Source organism: Nocardia sp. NPDC060255 (assembly GCF_042727395.1).
Lineage (GTDB): Bacteria > Actinomycetota > Actinomycetes > Mycobacteriales > Mycobacteriaceae > Nocardia.
Map to the genome: position 1 here is coordinate 18,343 of NZ_JBHXAU010000045.1, position 20,939 is coordinate 39,281.

The 20,939-nt window shown below is 66.5% G+C and carries 18 protein-coding genes; 7 read left to right on the forward strand and 11 right to left on the reverse strand.

The annotated features are described in order from the left end of the window. Nucleotides 1-34 precede the first annotated feature (34 nt). The 8 genes from ACFWF1_RS42805 to ACFWF1_RS42840 all read right to left on the reverse strand — a co-directional run bounded on the left by ACFWF1_RS42805 (nt 35) and on the right by ACFWF1_RS42840 (nt 7,386). Nucleotides 35-1,336, reverse strand: coding sequence for a fructosamine kinase family protein (locus tag ACFWF1_RS42805; RefSeq protein WP_379291296.1), 1,302 nt, complete (start codon nt 1,334-1,336; stop codon nt 35-37). Next, nucleotides 1,333-2,112: a helix-turn-helix domain-containing protein gene (locus ACFWF1_RS42810; RefSeq protein WP_379291295.1), complete on the reverse strand. Its 780-nt coding sequence runs from the start codon at nt 2,110-2,112 to the stop codon at nt 1,333-1,335. Before ACFWF1_RS42810 ends, ACFWF1_RS42805 begins: the two co-directional genes overlap by 4 nt. A gap of 399 nt (nt 2,113-2,511) precedes the next feature. After that, nucleotides 2,512-2,655 (reverse strand): hypothetical protein, encoded by a 144-nt coding sequence (locus tag ACFWF1_RS42815; protein WP_379291293.1) that lies wholly within the window; start codon nt 2,653-2,655, stop codon nt 2,512-2,514. A gap of 317 nt (nt 2,656-2,972) precedes the next feature. Next, nucleotides 2,973-4,655 carry a molybdopterin-dependent oxidoreductase gene (locus ACFWF1_RS42820; RefSeq protein WP_379291291.1) on the reverse strand — a complete coding sequence of 561 codons (1,683 nt, stop codon included), beginning with the start codon at nt 4,653-4,655 and terminating at the stop codon, nt 2,973-2,975. 65 nt (nt 4,656-4,720) lie between these two features. Continuing rightward, nucleotides 4,721-5,446 (reverse strand): anti-sigma factor domain-containing protein, encoded by a 726-nt coding sequence (locus tag ACFWF1_RS42825; protein ID WP_379291289.1) that lies wholly within the window; start codon nt 5,444-5,446, stop codon nt 4,721-4,723. A 219-nt stretch (nt 5,447-5,665) separates the two neighbouring features. Continuing rightward, nucleotides 5,666-6,331, reverse strand: coding sequence for an ECF RNA polymerase sigma factor SigK (gene sigK / locus ACFWF1_RS42830; protein WP_379291288.1), 666 nt, complete (start codon nt 6,329-6,331; stop codon nt 5,666-5,668). 116 nt (nt 6,332-6,447) lie between these two features. Beyond that, nucleotides 6,448-7,086, reverse strand: coding sequence for a fasciclin domain-containing protein (locus ACFWF1_RS42835; RefSeq protein ID WP_379291286.1), 639 nt, complete (start codon nt 7,084-7,086; stop codon nt 6,448-6,450). Nucleotides 7,087-7,191: 105 nt separating this feature from the next. Further along, nucleotides 7,192-7,386, reverse strand: a complete 195-nt coding sequence (locus ACFWF1_RS42840) for a hypothetical protein (RefSeq protein ID WP_379291285.1) — start codon at nt 7,384-7,386, stop codon at nt 7,192-7,194. 170 nt (nt 7,387-7,556) lie between these two features. Here ACFWF1_RS42840 and ACFWF1_RS42845 point away from each other — a divergent pair, with 170 nt between their 5' ends. Then, entirely contained in the window at nt 7,557-8,360 is an 804-nt protein-coding gene (locus ACFWF1_RS42845; protein WP_379291283.1) for a thioesterase family protein, read from the forward strand. A 502-nt stretch (nt 8,361-8,862) separates the two neighbouring features. Here ACFWF1_RS42845 and ACFWF1_RS42850 read toward each other — a convergent pair. Next, a complete protein-coding gene (locus ACFWF1_RS42850; RefSeq protein ID WP_379291282.1) occupies nt 8,863-9,489 on the reverse strand; it encodes a hypothetical protein in 627 nt (208 codons plus the stop codon). Between the two features lie 911 nt (nt 9,490-10,400). On the opposite strand from ACFWF1_RS42850, the gene ACFWF1_RS42855 reads away from it, so the two are divergent. The 4 genes from ACFWF1_RS42855 to ACFWF1_RS42870 all read left to right on the forward strand — a co-directional run bounded on the left by ACFWF1_RS42855 (nt 10,401) and on the right by ACFWF1_RS42870 (nt 14,653). Further along, nucleotides 10,401-10,868, forward strand: coding sequence for a dethiobiotin synthetase (locus tag ACFWF1_RS42855; protein WP_379291281.1), 468 nt, complete (start codon nt 10,401-10,403; stop codon nt 10,866-10,868). 109 nt (nt 10,869-10,977) lie between these two features. Then, nucleotides 10,978-11,550 (forward strand): TetR/AcrR family transcriptional regulator, encoded by a 573-nt coding sequence (locus tag ACFWF1_RS42860; RefSeq protein WP_379291279.1) that lies wholly within the window; start codon nt 10,978-10,980, stop codon nt 11,548-11,550. Next, on the forward strand, nt 11,547-12,944 hold the full coding sequence (locus ACFWF1_RS42865; RefSeq protein ID WP_379291277.1) for an MFS transporter: 1,398 nt from the start codon (nt 11,547-11,549) through the stop codon (nt 12,942-12,944). The genes ACFWF1_RS42860 and ACFWF1_RS42865 overlap by 4 nt, the downstream gene beginning before the upstream one ends. Nucleotides 12,945-13,234: 290 nt before the next feature. After that, on the forward strand, nt 13,235-14,653 hold the full coding sequence (locus tag ACFWF1_RS42870; protein WP_379291276.1) for an alpha/beta fold hydrolase: 1,419 nt from the start codon (nt 13,235-13,237) through the stop codon (nt 14,651-14,653). A gap of 469 nt (nt 14,654-15,122) precedes the next feature. Here ACFWF1_RS42870 and ACFWF1_RS42875 read toward each other — a convergent pair whose 3' ends face one another. Beyond that, nucleotides 15,123-16,169, reverse strand: coding sequence for a helix-turn-helix transcriptional regulator (locus ACFWF1_RS42875; RefSeq protein ID WP_379322281.1), 1,047 nt, complete (start codon nt 16,167-16,169; stop codon nt 15,123-15,125). 14 nt (nt 16,170-16,183) lie between these two features. Here ACFWF1_RS42875 and ACFWF1_RS42880 point away from each other — a divergent pair, with 14 nt between their 5' ends. Both ACFWF1_RS42880 and ACFWF1_RS42885 read left to right on the forward strand, forming a co-directional pair. Next, nucleotides 16,184-16,771: a DinB family protein gene (locus ACFWF1_RS42880; RefSeq protein ID WP_379291272.1), complete on the forward strand. Its 588-nt coding sequence runs from the start codon at nt 16,184-16,186 to the stop codon at nt 16,769-16,771. Next, nucleotides 16,768-17,229, forward strand: a complete 462-nt coding sequence (locus ACFWF1_RS42885) for a VOC family protein (RefSeq protein WP_379291270.1) — start codon at nt 16,768-16,770, stop codon at nt 17,227-17,229. Before ACFWF1_RS42880 ends, ACFWF1_RS42885 begins: the two co-directional genes overlap by 4 nt. A 1,484-nt stretch (nt 17,230-18,713) precedes the next feature. Here the strand turns inward: ACFWF1_RS42885 and ACFWF1_RS42890 are convergent. Further along, on the reverse strand, nt 18,714-20,912 hold the full coding sequence (locus tag ACFWF1_RS42890) for a DUF4153 domain-containing protein (RefSeq protein ID WP_379291269.1): 2,199 nt from the start codon (nt 20,910-20,912) through the stop codon (nt 18,714-18,716). Nucleotides 20,913-20,939: the final 27 nt, after the last annotated feature.

Below are 20,939 nucleotides of genomic sequence, written 5' to 3' on the forward strand. Positions count from 1 at the left end.
CGGTGTTCGCGATCGACGCCTACTTCAACGAGCGCTAAACCGCTAGAGCCGCACTGGCGGCGGAGAGGGTTTGGGAGCGGTAGCTTGCGCCGTATAGGACGACGTGGACGAGTAAGTGGTGGAGTTGGTGTAACGGGACGCGGGTGCGCCAGTTCTCGGCGAGGGGGTGGGTTTCGTTGTAGGCGGCGCGGATTCGGTCGAGGTGCGGCGCGCCGAAGAGAGCGAGCATGGCCAGGTCGGTTTCGCGGTGGCCCGCGTGAGCGGCAGGGTCGATGAGGACGGCGCGGTCGGAGGTCCAGAGGATGTTGCCGGACCAGAGGTCGCCGTGGATTCGGGCAGGTGGTTCCGGTGGGCCGGAGAGGGAGTCGATGCGGTCGATTACCTTCTCCAGCAAGCGGGTTCCGTCTTCGCCGAGGTGCGGGGCGGCTCGAGGTAAATAGGGCGCGAGTCGGCGCTCGGCATACCACTGAGACCAGGGACCGGTGGACAGTGTGTTGTCCAGAGGCAGTTCGGCAATCCAGCCTTGCCATGGTGCACCGAATGCCTCGGGTGAATTCGCGTGCAGCGCAGCGAGTTCCCGACCGAACCGCTCGGCTGTCGCGGGAGTGGGTCCGATGTCGTCGAGCCAGGGCAGCACGATCATGTGGTCACCGGCGGCAAGCACTTCGGGAAGGAGCTTCCGGCCCGCACCCGATGCGACCTGGCCTGGCGCGCGGTTCAGCACATCACCCGATCCCGTTCGGCCGGGAGCGTCGCTTGGCACGTCACCCCGAACGATCCTGCCCGGCACATCGTCCAGCACGCGACCTGATCCGACCTGGCCCGGCGCGCCGTTCAGCACGTCACCCGATCCGACCCGGCCCGGCACATCGTCCAGCGCGTCACCCGGTACGCCCCGGCCCGGTGCGTCGTTCAGCACGTCACGAGATCCAGCCTGGCCCGGCGCGTCTCCCAGTACCTCACCAGATCCAGCCTGGCCGGGAGTGTGGTTCAGCACGTGACCTGATTCGACCCGGCCCAGCGTGTCGTCCAACATCTCACCCGGTCTGCCCCTGCCCGGCGCATGGTTTAACACGCCAGCCGTTCCGACCTGGCCGGAAGTGTGGTCCAGTGCGACCTGCCGGTCAGCGACTGCCCCTGGCCCGGTGGCGAGCCAGCGCAGGCCTGCGGCTTCGGCGGTGAAGACCGTAGTCGGCTCGGCGGAGGCTTTGACGAAGACGTCGCGGCCGTCGGCCAGTGTCGCGCGGTGCAAGGTCCAGGTGTGACTCGACCCGAGGTCGGTGACGGCGCGGACGGAGGTGCCGAGGAGTGCGCCGAGCTGGTCGGCGACGGTCATGAGGTCTGGGCGGTGAGGCGTTTCATGGTTTCCTCGTCGGCGGGGAAGAACGATTCGATGGCGAGTTCGGCGACGGTGACGTTCATCGGAGTACCGAAAACGGTGGTGACGCTGAGGAACGACAGTTCGTGGCCGTCGCGGAGCACACGTAGCGAGACGACGGATTGGTCGGGTTCTGGCAGCGCCGGGTCGATCTCACCACCGGGATAGGCGAGTAACTCGTCACGCAGTTCGACCAGGTCGGGCGAACCGGTGACCTCGATCTGGCGGGTCAGGCGCGCGAACACATGACCGCGCCATTCCGCGAGATTGACGATCTGGCCCGCCATGCCATCGGGATGCAGGCTCAACCGCAGCGCATTCACGGGTGGAGTCAGTAGCGCGGGGTCGACACTGCCGGCAAGTAGCGCGACGCCGGAGTTCGCATCGATCATGGTCCAGCTCTGATCGATGGCCAACGCCGGATAAGGCTGATGGCCGACGAGGATCTGCCGCATCGCGCTGCGGACCGCGTCCATCGCGGGAGTATCGAGCGAGGGTTCGGCGTAAGCGGGCGCGTAGCCCGCAGCGAGCAACAGCCGATTGCGTTCGCGCAGTGGAATTTCCAGATGCTCGCTCAAATGCACCAGCATCGTCCGGCTCGGCGTCGAACGACCGGTCTCGATGAAACTCAAATGCCGAGCCGACGTCTCGGCGCGCCCCGCCAACTCCAGCTGACTGAGCCTGCGCTCGAGCCGCCAATGCCGCAGCAGATCACCAGCTGTTTGCGTACCCACTCCCCGATCCTACGAACAACCCGACGCCACGACGATTACCTCACAGGTAATGGACCGGGCTGCTCGCCGATGGCACGTGTGCCGCGCTCGGCCGCTATCCGGCCGAGCAAGGCCGAGGTCGCTGCGTGCTGCTGCTTCGTGCGGCGTACCAGCAGGGCGCGACCTTCTCTTACGCCGCCCGGGGACGAGGCAGACGGCCTCGCGACCAAGGGGGCCACTGTGTTGTGCGGAGGACGCACCAGAGTGATCGCGGTGGAGCACCACCCTGTGCTCTGCGCCGTAGTCGCCGCAGCACACTCATCATTCACGTTGCGGGCGCGGGCGTTCCACGGTGAGGATCGTCAGCCAGCTTCAGTGCCACCGACCCGACCGCTCCGTTGATCGCGCCGCCCCCGATCGTCACGTCACGTCACGTCGATCTGGCGATCTGATGGCGAGATCCAGCACGCCCGCGCCACGGACGCGGGCCTGACAGTACCGGGCGTAGCCGATCATCGCCGATATCGTGGTCAGCACGACTAGCGCGAGACGATCGTGTACCACCGTGGTCTCCGTCCCCTTGGCGATATGAGGCCGAACGCACGACCTGCGAGCCGCAAACTCGGCGGCTCGGTGACGATCCTGGACGTGCTCGCCATGGTGGTCGCCGATCGCCCGCGGTCGCCGATCGACGATGCGGGTGGCTGGCCGTCGGTGCGGGTGGCGGAGCCTCGGGGCGGATCGGTTTTACGACGCCTTGTCCCTCAGCGCACGGTGATCACGCGACTGTGCCAACCGGTGGACCCGTCGGGGAAAGGTGGGACGCGGAGGGTGCCGGTGGCGGGCCGTCGGTGCGGATCGGTCCTGCGACGCCTTGTCTCTCAGCGCACGGTGATCACGCGGCTGTGCCAGCCGGTGGAGCCGTCGGGGAAAGGTGGGACGCGGCGGTCGGTTTGGGTGGTGCCGGAGCGGTCGGTGGCGCGGACGCGGAGGGTGTGGGGGCCGGGGGTGGCGGTCCAGGGCCAGGTCCATTGGCGCCAGGTGTCGGTGGAGTATTCGTCGGCGAGGGTGGCTGGTTGCCAGGGTTGGTCGTCGACTTGGACTTCGACGGAGTCTATGCCTCGGTGTTGGGCCCAGGCGACGCCGGCGACGGTGAGGTTGCCCGCGGGGACGGTGGCGAATGCGGCGGGGACATCGATGCGGGACGCGGTTTTGATGAGTGCCTGTGCGCCCCAACCGCGTTCGGTCCAGTAAGCCTTGGCGCGGTCGAAGCGGGTGAGTTCGAGATCGATGACCCATTTGGTGGCGGATACATAGCCGTAGAGTCCGGGGACGATCAGTCGCGCGGGATAACCGTGGGCGATCGGCAGTGGTTCGCCGTTCATTCCCACCGCCAGTAGCGCGTCACGACCGTCGGTCACCGCGGAAACCGGTGTGCCCGCAGTGAATCCGTCGATGCTGCGAGATAACAGCATGTCGGACTCGGGTCGCACACCCACCTCGGCGAGCAGGCCGGCCAGTGGATATCCCGTCCAGACGGCGGTGCCTGCCAAATCACCACCGACCTCGTTGGATACGCACGTCATGGTGATCACGCGCTCGACCGCTACTCGCCGACGAAGCTCGTCGAAGTCCAATTCCATTGGGCGATCGACCATTCCATGGATTCGAAGTCGCCAGTTGCCACTCGTCAGCGCCGGGAGCTGCAACGCGGTGTCGACACGGTAGAACCGATCGTTGGGAGTGACGAACTCGGTCAACCCCGGAACCGATGGCCGCACACCAGGTTCGACAGGCGCCGCCGCCGCAACCGGACGCGGCACAACGAACCCAGCCCGATCGGCCACCACATCCCGCAGCCGCGCCCCGATCCACTGCCCGGCAACGGCCGCGCCCACAGCCACGGCTCCCACTCCAGCTGCGAGGGTAAGAAATCGACGTCGCGAAGCACCGCCTCGCAGCGCAGGTCCGCCCGGAGCAGGCACCCCCGGCTCGTGCCCCTCGCCAGCATCCGACGGATGCTTGCCACCCGCGCCCGCCGCAGTGTCTTCCGGTGATATCGGTTCAACATTCGCTGCCGACTCGGCACTGAGCCCGCGACCGCCGTCTGCACCCCGGCCGATGAGCACGCGGAGGGCCAGCACGCCCGCCGCGACGCCGATGACTGTTGGCAGCGCGAACCATGGTGTGGCCGTGGGGCGTTGGAGTGCGGCGCCGAGTACTACTCCGCCGAGCAGGAAGAGCAGGACACTGCCCAGTGGGCGGCGCCGCTCCACCATGCCGAGGATTGCGGCGAAGACGAGCATCACCGCGGCCATCGACGCGAACAACGCGAGCTTGTCGTTGCTGCCGAAGCGGCGAATCGCCGCGTCCTTCAACGCATGTGGCGTATGGTCGACTACTGCGGAACCCATCGCGTAGAACGGTGAGGCGGCGGGATCGATGAATGCGGCGACAAGGTGGCCGACACCGAGTACCGTCAGAGCGGCCAGCACTCCAGCCAGGGCCGCAGCGGGTATACCGCGTGCCGGGTGTGGACGCGCTTGTGCCACATGCTGTTTCATCGCAGTCTCCCTGCTTGTCGGGATCGGAAGCTGCGACACCCGCGGTAGGCGGACGGCAGCTCGGGTCAGGTGAGGTTCACGCTGGCGATCGCCTTGGTCGTCGGCGCCGGTGAACCGGTGGCGGGTTCGACGGTGACGGCCAAGGTGTCGACAGTGTCGAAGCGAGTCACCATGGCGGGACCGGTGGCCGGCAGTTCGGTCATCACCCGGGCGGAGCGGGGCGTACCACCGAGCGGGACCAGCCAGACTTGATAGGCACGGCCCGGCGGCGGTGCCGAGACGGACTCGAAAGATACTGTGGCGGCGGCGATTCGAGCCGAGGTGCGAACGGTGAGCGTGCCGCCACTGGTGACCGGCACCGATTTGACCAGCACATCGGGTTGTTCGAGCACCATTTGCGCGGTGAGTGCGGGCGGGCCCGGATCGATGCTGCGATGCACCAGCACACCCACGCCCGCACCGATGGCCACGACCGCCGCGACCGCTGCCGCGAGCCAGCGCAGCCGCTCGAATCGCTTGTGGGACTTGCCCGGTGCGCCGGTTGCCGCGTCGAGGGCCCGCAGCAACGTGGTCTCCAGGCCGGGCGGCGGCGCGGTCGCGTCGAGCACGGTGAGCGCGGCCAATGTCTCGCGGACGCCGGAAACGATGGCGGCGAACGCATCCGCGGTGGCCTCGTCGGCCTCGCGCACCCGGTGTTCGATGCTACGGCGCTCGAGCTCGGCCACCGCGTCCATCGCGTACGGGTAGGCCAGGTCGAGCAGATCTGTTGCGGCCCGCCCGTTCTCGCTCATGCCTGCACCTCGCGGACGCTCGGCTTCGACACGACCGACAGCTCGGTTGCGCCTACTGTTCGCTCACTCATGCCGGCACCACACTGACACTCGGCCCAGGCACGCGCGAGTGCTCGGCTGCACCTATTGTTCGCTCACCCATCGGGGTTCGTACCTCACTAGCATTCGGTTCCGGCATCCGCGACGCGCGCTGTGCCGGGATGGGCTCCCCGCGCTCACTCATGCGGTATCACTTCCTGTCAGGCAGTTCTCGAGCCGCTTCAGTCCGTCCCGGATGCGGGTCTTGACGGTGGGCAGCGGCACCTCGAGGTGATCGGCGACCTCGCTGTAGGTCCGGCCGCTGTAGTAGGCCAGCGCGACGGCTTCGCGTTGGATGGCGGTCAAGGTTTCCAGGCAGTCCAGCACCGACTGCTCGTCGAGCAGCTGCCCGACCTCCTCGGCGACGACATCGTGGTCGCGGCCCAGATTGGCTTGGCCGTAGGCGATGTCGCGGCTGGCGGCGGACTGCTCGCGGCGCACCCGGTCGACCGCCCGCCGGTGGGTCAGCATCATCAGCCAACCCATCGGACTCGACAACTTCCGGTCATACCCCGACGCGAGCGACCAAGCCTGCAGATACACCTCCTGGGTGATCTCCTCGGCCGCCGCGTGACCGCGCAGGATGCGCAGCGCCAAACCGAACACCCGATGGCTGGTCGCCCGATAGAACTCGGTGAAGGCGTCGCGATCCCCACCCGCGATCGAGTCGAGCAGCTCGACCAGCCGTCGCGACCGCGCGGCCTCCTCCGGATCAGCGCCGGTCGAGCACGACGGCGGCACCGGCGGTCCGCCTCCGCCGGTGTTGCGGCGCAGGCGGATCGCGGCGAGCCTCGGCTCATTCGGCATGCTCACCTCCACGACGATCGCTGACGAGGACGGATCGGGAATGGATCTGCGGCAGCAACACGGCGAGCACGACTCCTGAGGGGAAGGACCATTCCGAACTACGAGGTGTGGCGAGGTTACGCCGCGGGCGGCATCAGCACGGTATCGATCAGGTACACGGTCGCATTTGCCGTCTTCACTCCGCCGCAAATCACCGAAGCGTTACCCACTTTGAGATTGTCGCCGCTGCCGGTGACCGTCACGTCCGCGCCCTCGACGGTCTTGTGCATGCCCGCGATCTTGTTCGGCGCGATCTGGCCCGGCACCACGTGATAGGTGAGGATCTTGGTCAGCGTGGCCGAGTCCGTCTTCAGCCCGTCGACGGTGGCCGGATCGATCTTCGCGAACGCCGCGTCGACCGGTGCGAACACCGTGAACTGGGCGCCGTTGAGGGTGTCGACCAGATTCACCTGCGGGTTGAGTTTTCCGGACACCGCGGCGACCAGCGTGGTCAGCAGCGGATTGTTGGACGCCGCGGTGGCGACCGGATCCTGTGCCATCCCACTGACCGAACCCGCGCCGGTCGGCACCTGCTGGGCATAGGCCTTGCAGCCCGAGCCGACCAGATCGCCCGACGCCATGGTCGAGCTGGTGGTCATCGCCGCCGACGACGAGGGGGCGGCGGTGTCTGTGGACTTGTCACTCGAACAGGCCGAGGCACCCACCACGGCGCTCAGCATCATCGCCGCCACGACCGAACGTCGCATTACAGTCATTGTTGTTTTCGCTTCCGTCGATACGGCTAGAAGCCGTGTTTGGCATTGGACGGAACGGAATTCGCCTGGGTCGCCGACCCGGATGGGTCGGAAGCCGAACCAGTTTCAGCGGTCCGCACGCGGGTCGAGGATCATCGCCCCCGACTGAACCAGGATGCCCCGGGCACGACGGCGCACCCGGCAGGTATCCACCGAACAGTCCAGGTGGATCTGCATCGCGCGGTGTGCCCGCGCCGCCGACATCGGACCGGGATCGACCCGGCAATCAGCGATATCGGCATTCATCGCAAACGTCTGCATCTGTCTGTCCCTTTCGCCGGGGCGCTCGGCGAGCGCACATTCCATAGCCGCACTAGTACTTCGCACAGCAACCAGCAACGGACTGGCTAGTCTTTGCCGAGCGCGACACGGTCGCGGCGAACGCCGGGTGCGCGCTCGCTCATGTCACATTCGGCGGGCAGGATCGGGGGATGACTACTACGGCGGATTTCGTGTTCGACAGCGATACGGCCAGTGAACGAGTCGGGGAGCACGAGTTCGGGCTGACGCTGTCGGACCGGTGGACCACCTTCATCGGCACCACGAATGGAGGGTATCTGCTGGCCAGCTGTTTACAGGCGTTGCGCCACGACGTGCCGCATCCGGATTTGCTGTCCGCATCCGCACATTTCCTGCGGCCGGGTAGTCCGGGGCCCGCGCGGATCACCACCGACGTCGCCCGGGTCGGGCGGCGAACCGCGACGGGACAGGCGACCTTGCTGCGCGACGGTAAGGAAATCCTGCGGGTCCTCGCGACTTTCACCGATCTGGCCGCTGCCGACGGGCCGACCATGGTCAATGGCAAACCGCCGGCATTACCGCCGCCAGACCAATGCGTCGACGCCTTCGCCGCCTTCCGCAACCAGCGGCCGCCGATTTCACAGCGAACCGAGGCGCGGATGGCGGAGGTCCCCGGTTTCTGGCGCGGCGAACCGGGTGGGAGCACGTCCACCGAGTTCTGGGTGCGGCTGGCCGACGGCCGCGAGGCCGATCCGATCGCGCTGGCGTTCCTGGTCGACTCCGCAGCACCGATCGTCTTCGATCTCGGCATACCCGGTTCCGCCACCATCGAACTGACCGTCCACATCCGCAAACGCCCCGCCCCCGGTTGGCTGGCCTGCCGCGTCACCACCAACTACCTGATCGACGGATTCCATGAGGAAGACTTCGACATCTGGGACAGCACAGGCACTTTGGTCGCCCAGTCACGGCAGTTGGCGATCGTCTCGACGTAGGGTGTAGCGAATTGCCGCCCGCCCTGGCAAGTGCGAGCTCGCTGGGGCGAGCAGGAACCCGTCCGCTTCCGCGTCGAAGGTCTCACATCGACCGTCTACGGCAAGCATCCGCATCTTGCGGGCCTGCGGGGCAGGTTTCGGGATGCACGATCGCGCTGACTCCCGCGTGCGTGGCGATTGCGCCCGCAGCAGACTTGTTCGAGTTGGGGCCGCAGGTCCGGTAATTGATGTCCCTCAGCGCTCGCCCCTGCGCCCGGCATGGTCGATCCGTGTGCCGCCCGCACACCCTGCACACCGGAGCTCCGTCGATGTCCACGGCGGAGACGCCCGGGTGGCCACATCGATGAAGCATGGTGAAGTCTCCGCCGCCGACCCGCATGGACGCGGCGGACTCAGCGTGGCACACGCGTCAGGCAGTCGGCGTGGCACACGCGTCAGGCAGTCGGCGTGGCACACCGAGGCACGCTCACGCCCCTTGGTATGCCACGCCGTTGCGGCCGTGTCAGGTCGGTGGTGCGATCTTTGCGATGGAGACCACGCCCGGACCTGTGGTGACGGTGACGAATTGGCGGTAGGTGCGGACGGCGGCGTCGGGGCGGATCTCGGTGATGACCACGTCGAAGCGGCCGTCGGCCATGGGTGTGATCATCACGCAGTGCTGGGTGCCCGCCGGGACGGATTTGATGCCGGCGCCGATCACCTCGGCCGACGGCACGGACGCGTCCGTCGTGGTGACCGCGCGGGCGTCGGCCCCGGATCGGGCCACGTAGTAGGCGTATTGGAAGGCCAGGATGACGTCCGGTCCCGAGGTGGTCGATCCGGTTCCGTTGCCGCGCACCAACTGGGCGTTTCTCGTCGGCTCGCAGCCCGGTCCCCCGCCGAGCACGGGATCCGCATACGAGGCCGACTGCCGCGGCTCGCTCGCCGACGCCGTGTACACCATCACCACCGCCACCGCGGCCATCGAACCGACCACCGCGGCCGACCCGACCAACCACGGCCGATTCTTGCGCTGCGCAGCCCAGCGCTGCGATCCCGCCGCCGGAATCATCCCCGGCCACAACGGAACCGCCTTGTGCCGCCCGCGGTGCGCGGCGGAACTCCCCCCGGAAACGTTCGACGACGACATAGTTCCGCCGCACCCCCTTTACCGGTGCCTACTCAGCGCCCCGGAACACCCTCAATGCCGTTGCGCAGTAACAACATTGCACACCTTTGTCCGGTATGCCGGTCAAATCAATCACAGACCGGACTGCCGGTTTCCAAGAGCCCCTTCGGTTATCGCCCTCGACAGGCGACAATCACAAGGCAAGCGTCCTCCAGCTACCACGACTACCGGACACGCAAGCGCCTCTCTTGCCTGCCCACCACCGACTACGCAAGGCCGCCCCTAAAACCTGCCGTCTACCGCGTTACCACGCATGCGTGGCGGCACTTGACGCACGAAGCATGCTCTTGACACACGCTGCAACCTGCGTCAAGAGCATGCTTCGTGCGTCAAGTCGGTGTCGCGGGCCAGACGACGGTGCGGCGCCGCGCCGGCACACCAGTGCGGCGAACCCAGCCAGGCTGCGATCGGTGGGACGCGCATCGCATAACGCCGGTTCGGCCGCCCGCTCGTCCTGGCGAGTGAGACAAGGCGGCGGCAACAGTCGAGTAACCCATCCGGGGATGTCCCGTTCAGATCGAGCAGGTGACGATGCAGGCCGCAGTGTGTGGCCCAAGGGAGTGCAGACGGACCAGTCCAGCCGTCGTCGATCATTGCGATCGGTGGGCCGCATCGCCTACGTCAGTTCGGCCGGCGGCTCGCCCTGGGCAAGTGGGACGAAGCGGCTGCAATAGTCGAGTAGCCATTCGACGACGTCTGGGGCCGCGCCCCGCACTTCGGGCATCAGTCCAGGCGTCGTCGATCATCGCGAGCGGTGGGCGCATCGCATACGTCAGGCCGGTAGCCGGATCGTGCTGGCGAGTCAGACAAAACGGCGGCAACACTCGAAATAATCACTCGGGGATATCCCGCTCGGATTCGAGGAGGTGGCAATGCAAGTCGCGGTGTGTGGGCCGAGGGACTGTAGCGACGTCGAAGCCGACCAAGCGCGACAGGTTGGGCGGCTGTTGGCCGAGGCCGGAGCGACCGTGTTGTGCGGCGGCGGCACCGGCGTGATGGCCGCCGTCGCCGAGGGAGCATCCAGCGCAGGCGGACTCGTGATCGGCGTGCGGCCGGACACCGATCGTGACGCGGTGTGCGCGGGATTGTCGGCGGTGCTGTTCACCGGAATGGGCGAGGCGCGCAACGCAATTCTCGTGGCGTCGGCGGACACGGTAATCATGATCGGCGGATCCTGGGGCACGCTATCCGAACTCGCCCTGGCCCGCAGCCGCGACATCCCGGTGATCTCACTAGGCACGTGGCAAATTCTCGCCACCGACGGAACCCCATTGCCAGCAACCATTTCCGCGACAGACCCGGCCGACGCAGTCACCCGTGCCCTTCAGGACAACGCCTAGCTGCCTGCCAATTGCCGTCGCCGCCTTCTCATTCGGTGCAGGCGAGTGAGCGCGGCAAGGGACCGATGTCACATTTTGTTAGTAGTTACTAACTGCTAACTTGTCGAGCATGGCTGGACGAATGAGCGGAACAGAACGACGTGCCCAGGTGCTTGCCATCGCGGCGAAGGAGTTCGCCGAGCACGGGTTGCACGGGGCATCTACAGAGGCCATCGCCAGAGACGCGGGGATCACACAGGCGTACATCTTCCGGATGTTCGGGACGAAGAAAGCCCTGTTCCTTGAGCTCGTTCAGGCGGCGTTCGAGCGGGTCAGCGGTGGGATGCGAGAGGTGGCCGCGGAGAAGGGCGACCTGGATGCGCTTTCCGCGATGGGCGCTCAGTACTTCGACCTGCTCGCCGATCGGACCGGGTTGCTGTTGCAGCTGCAGGGCTTCGCCGCATGTGGCGACGCTGAAGTGCGAGACACGGTGCGGTCGTGTTTCGCACAGTTGTGGGACACAACCGCGGACGGCACCGGACTGGAACCGGTGACCGTGAAAGCGTTCCTCGCCTTCGGGATGCTGCTCAACGCGGGCGCGGCAATGGACATCGAGCAGGTCGACGCCGCGTGGGCCGAGGGTGTCCGCACCCGAATCCAGTCGGGGCTGTTCGCGCACATCACGACCGAGGCAAACCGATGAGCTCCGTCCACCGAGACGGACGGCTCGGCGCCGCGCTGGTGGGCACGGCATTGGCGGGTGCGGTGATCGGCAGTGTCGGAGCGCCGCTCATCACCGCGGTCGCCACGGGCATGCACGTGTCTCTCGGTGCCGCGCAATGGACTTTGACGGTGACGCTGTTCGTCGGTGCGATCGCGGGTCCGGTACTGGGCCGACTCGGCAGCGGCCCGTACCGTCGCACCACGATCCTGGCCACCCTGGCACTGGTGACGTTCGGTGGACTGCTGACGGTGCTTCCACTCCCGTTCGCGGCATTGCTGATCGGACGCGGATTGCAAGGACTCGCGGTCGCGGTCAGCGCGCTGTTGATGAGTGTCGCCCGCACGCACCTGCCACCGGAACGCGCGACGTCGACGGTCGCCGCGTTGTCGGTCGCGTCGACCGTAGGTATCGGGGTCGGCTACCCGGTGATCAGCCTGCTCGACCAACTCGCAGGGCTCCGCGTCGCCTACGGACTCGGGTTCCTGCTGTCCGCCGTCGCGCTGGCCATCGCCTGGCGGACATTGCCTGCCGAGGCGCCCGGGGAGCGGCCCCGGATCGATATCACCGGCGCGCTGCTCCTAGCTCTGGGCACCCTCGGGCTGCTCTTGGTCATCGCGAAACCCGCGTTGTGGGCAACGGCATGGTCGGCCGGTGGCCTCATCGCCGGATCCCTTGCAGTCCTTGTCATCTGGGCATTCATCGAACTACACACCACAGCGCCGCTGGTGAACCTGCGACTACTCGGCCAAGAGCCCATCCTGCGCGCGAACCTGGCGATACTTGTCGCCGGAGCAGGGTTGTACCTGCTGTTCAGCCTGTTCACCCGCTACGTGCAGACTCCCGAAGGCGCGTCCTATGGATTCATGCTCCCCGGTGTCGCGGCCGGCGCGGCACTGATCCCGTTCTCGCTGCTCGGGTTCGTGGCCGGAAGATCGGTGCCGCATCTCATCGCGCGGATCACCGAAAGGTGGACGTACACACTCGCGGCCGTGATCGGTATCGCCAGCACATTGCTGTTCGCCGCCTGCAACCAGTCGCTCCTGGCCGTCCTCGCCGCGATCGCTCTGCTGGGCTTCGCCGTCGGCGGTGTCTTCGCGGTCACGCCCAAGCTCATCGTCGCCGTAGTGCCGCACGGTGAAACAGCCAGTGTGCTCTCGATCAACCAGATCGCTCGCAGTATCGGCATGAGCATCGGCAGTGCGCTCGCCGGGTTCCTGCTCGCCACCAGCACGCCGAATGGCACCGTGCTTCCCACCCGGGCCGGCTACATCACCGCGGCACTCTGGGCACTGCCCCCGCTCGCCGCCAGCGCAGTCATCATCGCCACCCAACGATCCGCACATCAGCTCGCGCGCGCGTCGACAACGTCGTAACCCGCAGCAATTCGAAACCTCACAGCCTGAACAGGGACTCACACAGTCCAGCGATTGCCAACTGTGCTGAATCGCACCCAGTGCAAACCACTTTCGATCGGACAGATCCGTCTGCTCGGTACACGTAAACCCCGCTGGACACGATGATGTTCGCGCAGTAGTTGCTCGCAGAGCGCGAATCCCGTCCATCTCGGCGGAGTTCGGATGCCAACTCCTCCGATCACGTTGTCGCTCAAACTTTCCGATCACGCAATCTTGCGTGCCACGCAAGTTTCACTACCGTGGAGCTCGTGGCATTCGTACTCGGACTGCGTGAGCGCAAGAAGCTGGCGACCCGAGAAGCACTGGGATTCGCGGCATTGCGGTTGGCGGTCGAGCGTGGCGTGGACGAGGTACTGGTCGAGGACATCGCCGCCGCGGCCGGGGTTTCGCCGCGGACGTTCAACAACTACTTCGCCAGCAAGTACGAGGCGGTCTGCTCGGTGGCGGTCGATCGGGCTCGCCGGATCGCGGACAACCTGCGGGAGCGGCCGGAGACCGAAGCGCTGTGGCCCGCGGTCATTCACGCTGCACTCGATGAGTTCCGTGACGCCGAAACACCCGATCCCACCTGGACAACGGGCGTGCGGCTGATCACCAACGCCCCTGCGCTGCAAGGTGAATATCGCAAAGCGCAGGCGGTGATGGAGGCGGCGCTCGCCGAAGCCATCGCCGGACGCACCGGCCACGACCTCGGTGCCGACATGTTCCCGCAGATCATGGCGGGCGCTGTCGCGGCGGCGTTGCAGGTCGCCATCGATCGGTGGGTGGATGCCGACCCGCCGATTCCCGTGCTGCCGGTAATCCGAGAGGCGTTGCGGCAGCTTTCCTTTCTTCCAGGAGTGTTTCCCATGGATGTCCCGACTCAGCACACCCTCGCTGTTCCCGGCGCCAGCCTCTATTACGAGATCCGCGGTGGCGGACCGCTGCTGCTGTTGATCACCGGCGGCAATGGTGACGCAGCCGTGTTCGATGCGCTTGCGGAACGTCTCGCCGACCGATACACCGTCGTCGCCTACGATCGGCGCGGTTTCGCCCGCAGCCCGCTCGCCGGACCACCGGAGGATCGGGTGGTCAACGATGGAGCCGATGCCGCGGCCTTGCTCACCCACCTCGGCGACCAGCCCGCCTATGTATTCGGCAGCAGTTCGGGTGCGATCGTGGCGCTCGAATTGCTCAGCAGATACCCCGATTCGGTGCGCATGGTCGTCGCGCATGAGCCACCGATGGCGACCCTGCTGCCCGATTCGGCAACCTGGCTGGAGTTCTTCGACAACATCTACCGCACCAGCCGAACCGAGGGCAGCATGGTGGCGATGGGTGCGTTCGCTGAGGGGATGGGCCTTCGGCGACCGGGGCAGCAGCCTCAGGAACCGCCGCCCGAGAGCGCGCCGATGATCGCCCGAATCCAGCAGAACCTCGAATTCTGGATGGAAAACGAGCTGCGCCAATACGTTCGCTACGCACCCGATCTCCCAGCATTGCGAAAGTCGGCGGACAAGCTCGTGCTCGGCATCGGGCACGATTCGACGGGAACCTTCCCCGCCCTCCCCAATCTCGCGCTCGCCGAGGAACTCGGTCGTGAGGTCGTCGAATTCGTCGGCAACCACATCGGATACGTCACCGACGCCGACGAGTTCGCCACGCAGCTGGACCAGCTACTCACCTGAGCCCGCGCAGGTCGCCGCGGTGAGCCCGGACTCGCACCTTCCCCGCGCATACCTCAGCGGCACGCACAGCAAGCCCGATGCACCCACTCGCACCAGACGCCGCGCACATTTCAGCGGCCTGCGCTCAGAACCGACGCTGGCGAATTCGCCACGCAACTGGACTAACCCCCCGCGCAAGTCGTAGTAGCGAGTCCGAATCATCCCGCCACTGCGCGTATTTCAGCAGCGCACGCCGTAAGCCCGATGCGCCCACCCGCACTCAGGGACGACACCTGGGCCGCGTCCCCCTAGGTTCGGCCAACTCCAGGCATAGACCACGGAACCAGCCGCAGGCCAGGACTGCTCGACGAGAGCCTGTCGACCTCGGCTAGTGCGGCCCATGTCTGCCGCAGACGAACTCGCCCGCGCCGGCGCGCCTTGGGGCAACGCGACGGAGTTCGTGTGCGATGTCGTCGGTGGCGTCGGCTTCTCACGAGTCCGCCGCGTCCGGCGTAGGCGCGATCGTCGCACCGGCTGTCCGCAGTTGCTGTGCTAACTCGTGGCAGCGGGTTGCCAGCTCGGGTGGGTCGAGGACCTCGAAGGTGTGTCCGAGGAAGAGTACGCGGGTGAGGACGGCGTCGAGATTGGCGGCGCCGCTGATCAATTCGCAGTGGTCGTGGTCGCGCGGTCGGATGACGGCCGCCGACGGTGGGATCTGTGCGCGGACAACGTCGGCCGGCGCGTGTATGAGAAAGCGGGCCTGGTGTGAATAGACGCGACTCGCCACGCCCTCTTGCACATACGGTGCCGCGTCCGGCGCGGGGCGTGGGCGGAAGTGCCAAGTTCGGGCCGCCGCGTCGGTCATCCGGTCGACGCGGAAGGTGCGCCAGTCGTCGCGATCGAGGTCGTAGGCGAGCAGATACCAGCGTCGGTCCGAGGTGACCAGGCGATAGGGCTCGACGCGCCGCGTGCGCACCACTTTTCCGGACGGGTAGCCGAACCTGGTCTCGACCTCGTCACGGCAGGCCCTGGCCAGTGTCATCAGGACATCGGGGTCGACCGGGGTGCGACCGCCGTCGAAGGATTCCACCGAGCCGGACAGTGCGCGGACTTCGTGTCGCAATCGGGCGGGCAGCACCTGGTTGAGTTTGGTCAGCGCGCGGAGTGCGGCGTCACCCGCGCCGGCGACCGCGCCGCCCGCACCGATCAGCAGCGAGACCGCGGTGACGATCGCTTCCTCGTCGTCGAGCAGCAGCGGCGGCAAGTCCTGTCCGGGCCCGAGCTGGTAGCCGCCGCCGACACCCTGACTGGCATGCACCCGATAACCCAACGTGCGCAACCGTTCGACGTCACGTCGAACCGTGCGCGGCGTGACACCGAGCCGCTCGGCAAGATCGGGGCCGGTCCACACCTGACGCTGCTGCAGCAACCCGAGCAGGGTGAGCACCCGCTCGGTCGTCCCCCGATCGTCCCCGCCCGCCACGTCCACCTCACCGACACTGCCAGAAATAGCGGACCGGATCTGTCCGCTAGGCATGTCAGGGTAGCCGCATGGAAGCAGACGACTTCGATTGGAACCAGACGCTGCGCGAGCAGTGGGAGTTCCATTGGGACCACCAGGTGCGCGCCCGGCTCGACGGGCTCACCGACGACGAGTACTTCTGGTTACCGGTGCCGGACGGATGGAGTGTGCGGCCGCGCGGCAGCTCGACCGCACCACTGCAGATCGGCGGCGGCGATTTCGCCATCGACTATGCGTTTCCGACGCCGGTTCCCGCGCCGTTCACCTCGATCGCTTGGCGACTGGGTCATGTCATCGTCGGCGTGCTCGCCGCACGCAACGCGGCACACTTCGGCGGGCCTGCGGCTTCCTACGACACGTGGGAATACGCCGGCAGCGCGGCCACCGCCCTCGACCAGTTCGAAACCCAGCTCGACACCTGGCTGGCCGGGGTACGCACACTAAGCGAAGCCGAGCTGCGGATCCCGGTCGGCCCGAAAGAGCCCTATCCCGAAGCGTCGATGGCCGACCTGATACTGCACATCCACCGCGAACTGATCCATCATCTGTCCGAGGTCTGCCTACTACGAGACCTCTACCCGCACACACAAACCGCCACGAATGGAGCAACCCGATGAGCCGCCACATCCAGGTCACCTTCGACGCCCACGACCCGGCAGCACTGTCGACCTTCTGGCGCGAAGTGCTCGGCTACGTCCACCCCGGCCCGCCCGGTGTCGACGTCCCCGCAGGCACCGACCCACTGGCCGCCTGGGACGGATTTCTCGCTCGAATCGGCGTGCCGCCGGAACAGCGCAACACCAGGTCGGCCATCGAGGACCCCGACGGGGAGGGACCACGCCTGTTCTTCCAGCAGGTACCGGAGGACAAAGTCGCCAAGAACCGCGTCCACCTCGACGTTCGGGCGGCTCCCGGATTACAAGGGGCCGAACGGATGGCGGCATTGGAGGCCGAATGCGATCGGCTCGTCGCGCTGGGCGCGAAGCGGGTGCAACGTTACGACCCGCAGCCGCCGATGGGTGCGGGCAACATAGTGATGACCGATCCCGAGGGAAATGAGTTCTGCCTGGACTGAGCGCGCTGGATTTGGTTGTGCGGGACCCGGTTGTGTTCCGGCGCAACCAGTTCCCGCTGGTTTGGGACCGGACGCGGCTCGGTGGACCGTCACGACTCGACGGACCTTCACGACTCGACGAACCTTCACAGCTCGACGGACCTTCACGACTCGACGAACTATCACGACTCGACGGACCTTCACGACTCGACGAACCATCACGACTCGACGGACCTTCACGACTCGACGAACCATCACGACTCGGCGAACCATCACGACTCGACGAACCATCACAGCTCGACGAACCGCGATGAGGGCGGTCCGCCGACTCGACCACGCCAGTGTCGCCGCGACCACAGTGACCGCTCACCGCTGGATGGACAGGTCGTAAAGGTTTCGGGCGACCGCAGAGCGCGCTGACCGCCGTCCACCCGCAAACCTCACAGCGGCCTTGCCACCCATAGCCGCACGCCTAAGCCTGACCGCTTCAGAATCTGCACCCTCTCTCGGGAAGCGCACCGACTCTAAGGCACTATTCCGAGTGCAGATCCCGAGAAAGAGTGCAGATTTCACTGACAACGGGCACTTGCTCGGTGCTGGCCGTTGTCCCGCAAACCTTTCGACCTGGACATGAACGCCATCAGGTGGCCACCCGCAGAGCGCGACCGCCATCCACCCCGCAGACCTCACAGGCCTTGCCACCCATGGCCGCACGCCTAAGCCTGCAGCCCGTCAGAATCTGCACTCTCTTTCGGGATACGCACCGACTCTAGGGCCCTATTCCAAGTGCAGATCCCGAGAAAGAGTGCAGATTTCACTGGCAACGGGCACTTGCCCGGTGCTGGCCGTTGTCGCGCAAACCTATCGACCAGAACATGAATGCGATCAGGTGGACACCCGCAGAGCGCGCGACCACCATCCACCCGCAAACCTCACAGGCCTTGCCACCCATAGCCGCACACCTAAAACCTGACCGCTTCAGAATCTGCACCCTCTCTCGGGATACGCACCGACACTAGGGCCCTATTCCAAGTGCAGATCCCGAGAAAGAGTGCAGATTTCACTCGCAACGGGCACTTGCCCGGTGCTGGCCGTTGTCGCGCAAACCTTTCGACCTGGACATGAATGCGATCGGGTGGCCACCCGTAGAGCGCGCGACCGCCATCCGCCCGCAGACCTCACAGCGGCCTTGCCACCCACGGCCGCACGCCTACGTCTGAGCGCCTCAGAATCTGCACTCTCTCTCGGGATACGCACCGACTCTAGGGCACTATTCCAAGTGCAGATCCCGAGAGAGAGTGCAGGTTTCGCTGGCAACGGACGTGCTTGCTCGACGGTGTGCTCGGTGCTGCCTGTTGTCGCGCAAACCTTTTGACCTGCAGATGGACGCCATCGGGTGGGCACCAGCAGAGCGGCCCAGCGGCAGTTCGAAGAGCGTCGACATTCGGGCTCATCTGCGCCGAACGACAACCGAAACCGCCATCGTGGCAACGACAACTCGCTGGTCAATTGGCGGCGTTCGCGCGGGACAGGTTCCAGCTGTGCCAGGTGTCCGGGTCGAGGTGGTCGCGGATCCGGGTGCGGACTTCCGTGCGCAGTGGTTCGGAGAGCCGGTCGGTCGCGGGGAGGATGTCGGTCGAGAGGGTTGCCAGGTATTCGGCGTCGAACGCCTCGCCGTGCTGCCAGCGGTCGATGTTCTTGTCGGCGACCAAGCGTTCCGGGTTCAGGATCGCCAGTGCGAGCAGGGTGGTCATGGCGGTGCCGATCATCGCGCGGGACAACCACATCCGGCGCAGGCTCAGTACCGATGCGAGCACCAGCAGGTAGACCAGGCCGAGCCAGAGTTCGCAGACCTCGACCAGTAGCCGGAGCACGGTGAAGCCGTAAGCCTGCTGGTAGGTCCACATGCGGGCGAGGGCGGAGGCGACGATGATCAGCGAGAGCACGCTCACCGCGCACAGCAGCACGCGCAGCCAGAGGCGGTCGGCCGCCGAGTCCGTCGCGGCCCAGCGCAAGACGACCAGGATCACCGCGAGAGTCAGGATGGTGACCGCCGACAGTTGCCAGAATCCGCTGCGCGCGTATTCGGCGTAGGTGAGTCCGGCCGTGCGCTGCACATAATCGTCACCGCCGAACAGGGCCACGAACTGTGCGCCGACGAACACCGCGAACAGCACGGTGAGCGCGCCGACCGGCAGTGCCCACTCCAAGCGACGCAGCGTCCGCCCGTGCTCTTCCTCAACGAATTCCGATGCGGGCAACGGCGGAGCGGCAAGCACATACAACGCGCCGAGTGCGGCGAGACCGACCACGACGAACAGCAGGATCCACTGAACCGTCAGGGCGCTGTCGACCTCCGGTGTCACCGACTCCAACAGGTTCGCGAACGTCGCATCCGCGCCACCGAGCAGCGGAACGAACACCGCGAGCAACGCGATGGTGACCACGACAGACAGCGCGATTCCCCACTCGCGCTGCGACCGGATCCCGCGCAACCGCTCGGCCGACGTGTACACCCACGGCAGCGCAACCAAAGCGGCGAGCGGCCAAGCGATCACGTCGTAGAGCACGCCGTGCGTCGACCGTCGTCCCACGACAGCCAGCGATCCGGCGACACACGCTGCCAACACGCACAGCGTGAACAACCAACCCGCCGCACGGAAGGTGCCGACCGCCAGCAGGGCGAGAAACATTCCAGCCCACCAGATCCGCGCGGACGTCGCCCCGAGCACGCCTCGGTCTGTCGACTGTTCGAGGGTTTCGTCGCCAGCAGGAGATTCAGCGAACGAATCCGGCGACTGATCCCGCCCTGTCGCCGAGGACGCCCTACCGACCTCTGCCGACGTTGCTGTGGCGTCGACGGCTCCCGCCTCGGATTTCGCACCGGTCGCGGCCCGAGTGACACTGTCCGCCGGGACCACTGCCGCGACAGTCCGGTCGCGGGAGGGTTCCTCGTCCGTGGCAGCCGAGTGGTCTCCTGACTGGGTCAGCCCTCCGGCAGACGACCCGTCCGAGATGGAATCCGGTTTCGCCCCGGTACCTTTCGGCTGAGGCTTTGCACCGGCCGCGGGTTTCGGATTCTCCTCATCTCGCTGGCTCGCTGCGGTTGAATCCTGGGCGTTTCCGAACTTGCCGTGCTGTGTATTCGCAACAGCCGATTCTTTTTCTCGGAAGTCGGTGTCGTGGACTGCCTTTGTGCTGGACGTCGAATCCTCCCCTCCGGGATTCGACGTCGCTGCGGGTGGTGTCGGCGAAGCACCATGCGCCGGATCGGGCGCCGTGGTCTCGCTGGGCGCAGACCAATCGATGACGTCCGGTACTTCGTTGTTGTGCTGCGCCGATTTACGGGCGTTGCGGTCGACCAGATAGAGGGCGCCGACGGCCACCGATCCGGTGAGCAGCCAGCCGATTCCGGGGCGGTCCACCGGGATCAGCGCTGCGCCGGTGAATCCGGCGAGGCAGGCCGCGGGTAGTACGCCGGGTGGGCAGACGACGCGAGCCCACCTCGGCATCGGCTGGTATGGCGGGCCGGGATACGACTGCATCGACGCCCAACTGGGCAACGTCTCGTCGTCTGGTTGAACGGCAGTCCGTGGTGCGACCGACAACAGCGCCCCCTCGGGGACGGCGCGTCCCGATGCCGGTTCGGTGGGCACCGGCACTTCGAGCCGATCAGGTTCCGGAGATGTTGGCGTTTCGGGCATTGATTCCCCTCCTGAGGGTGTGCGGGA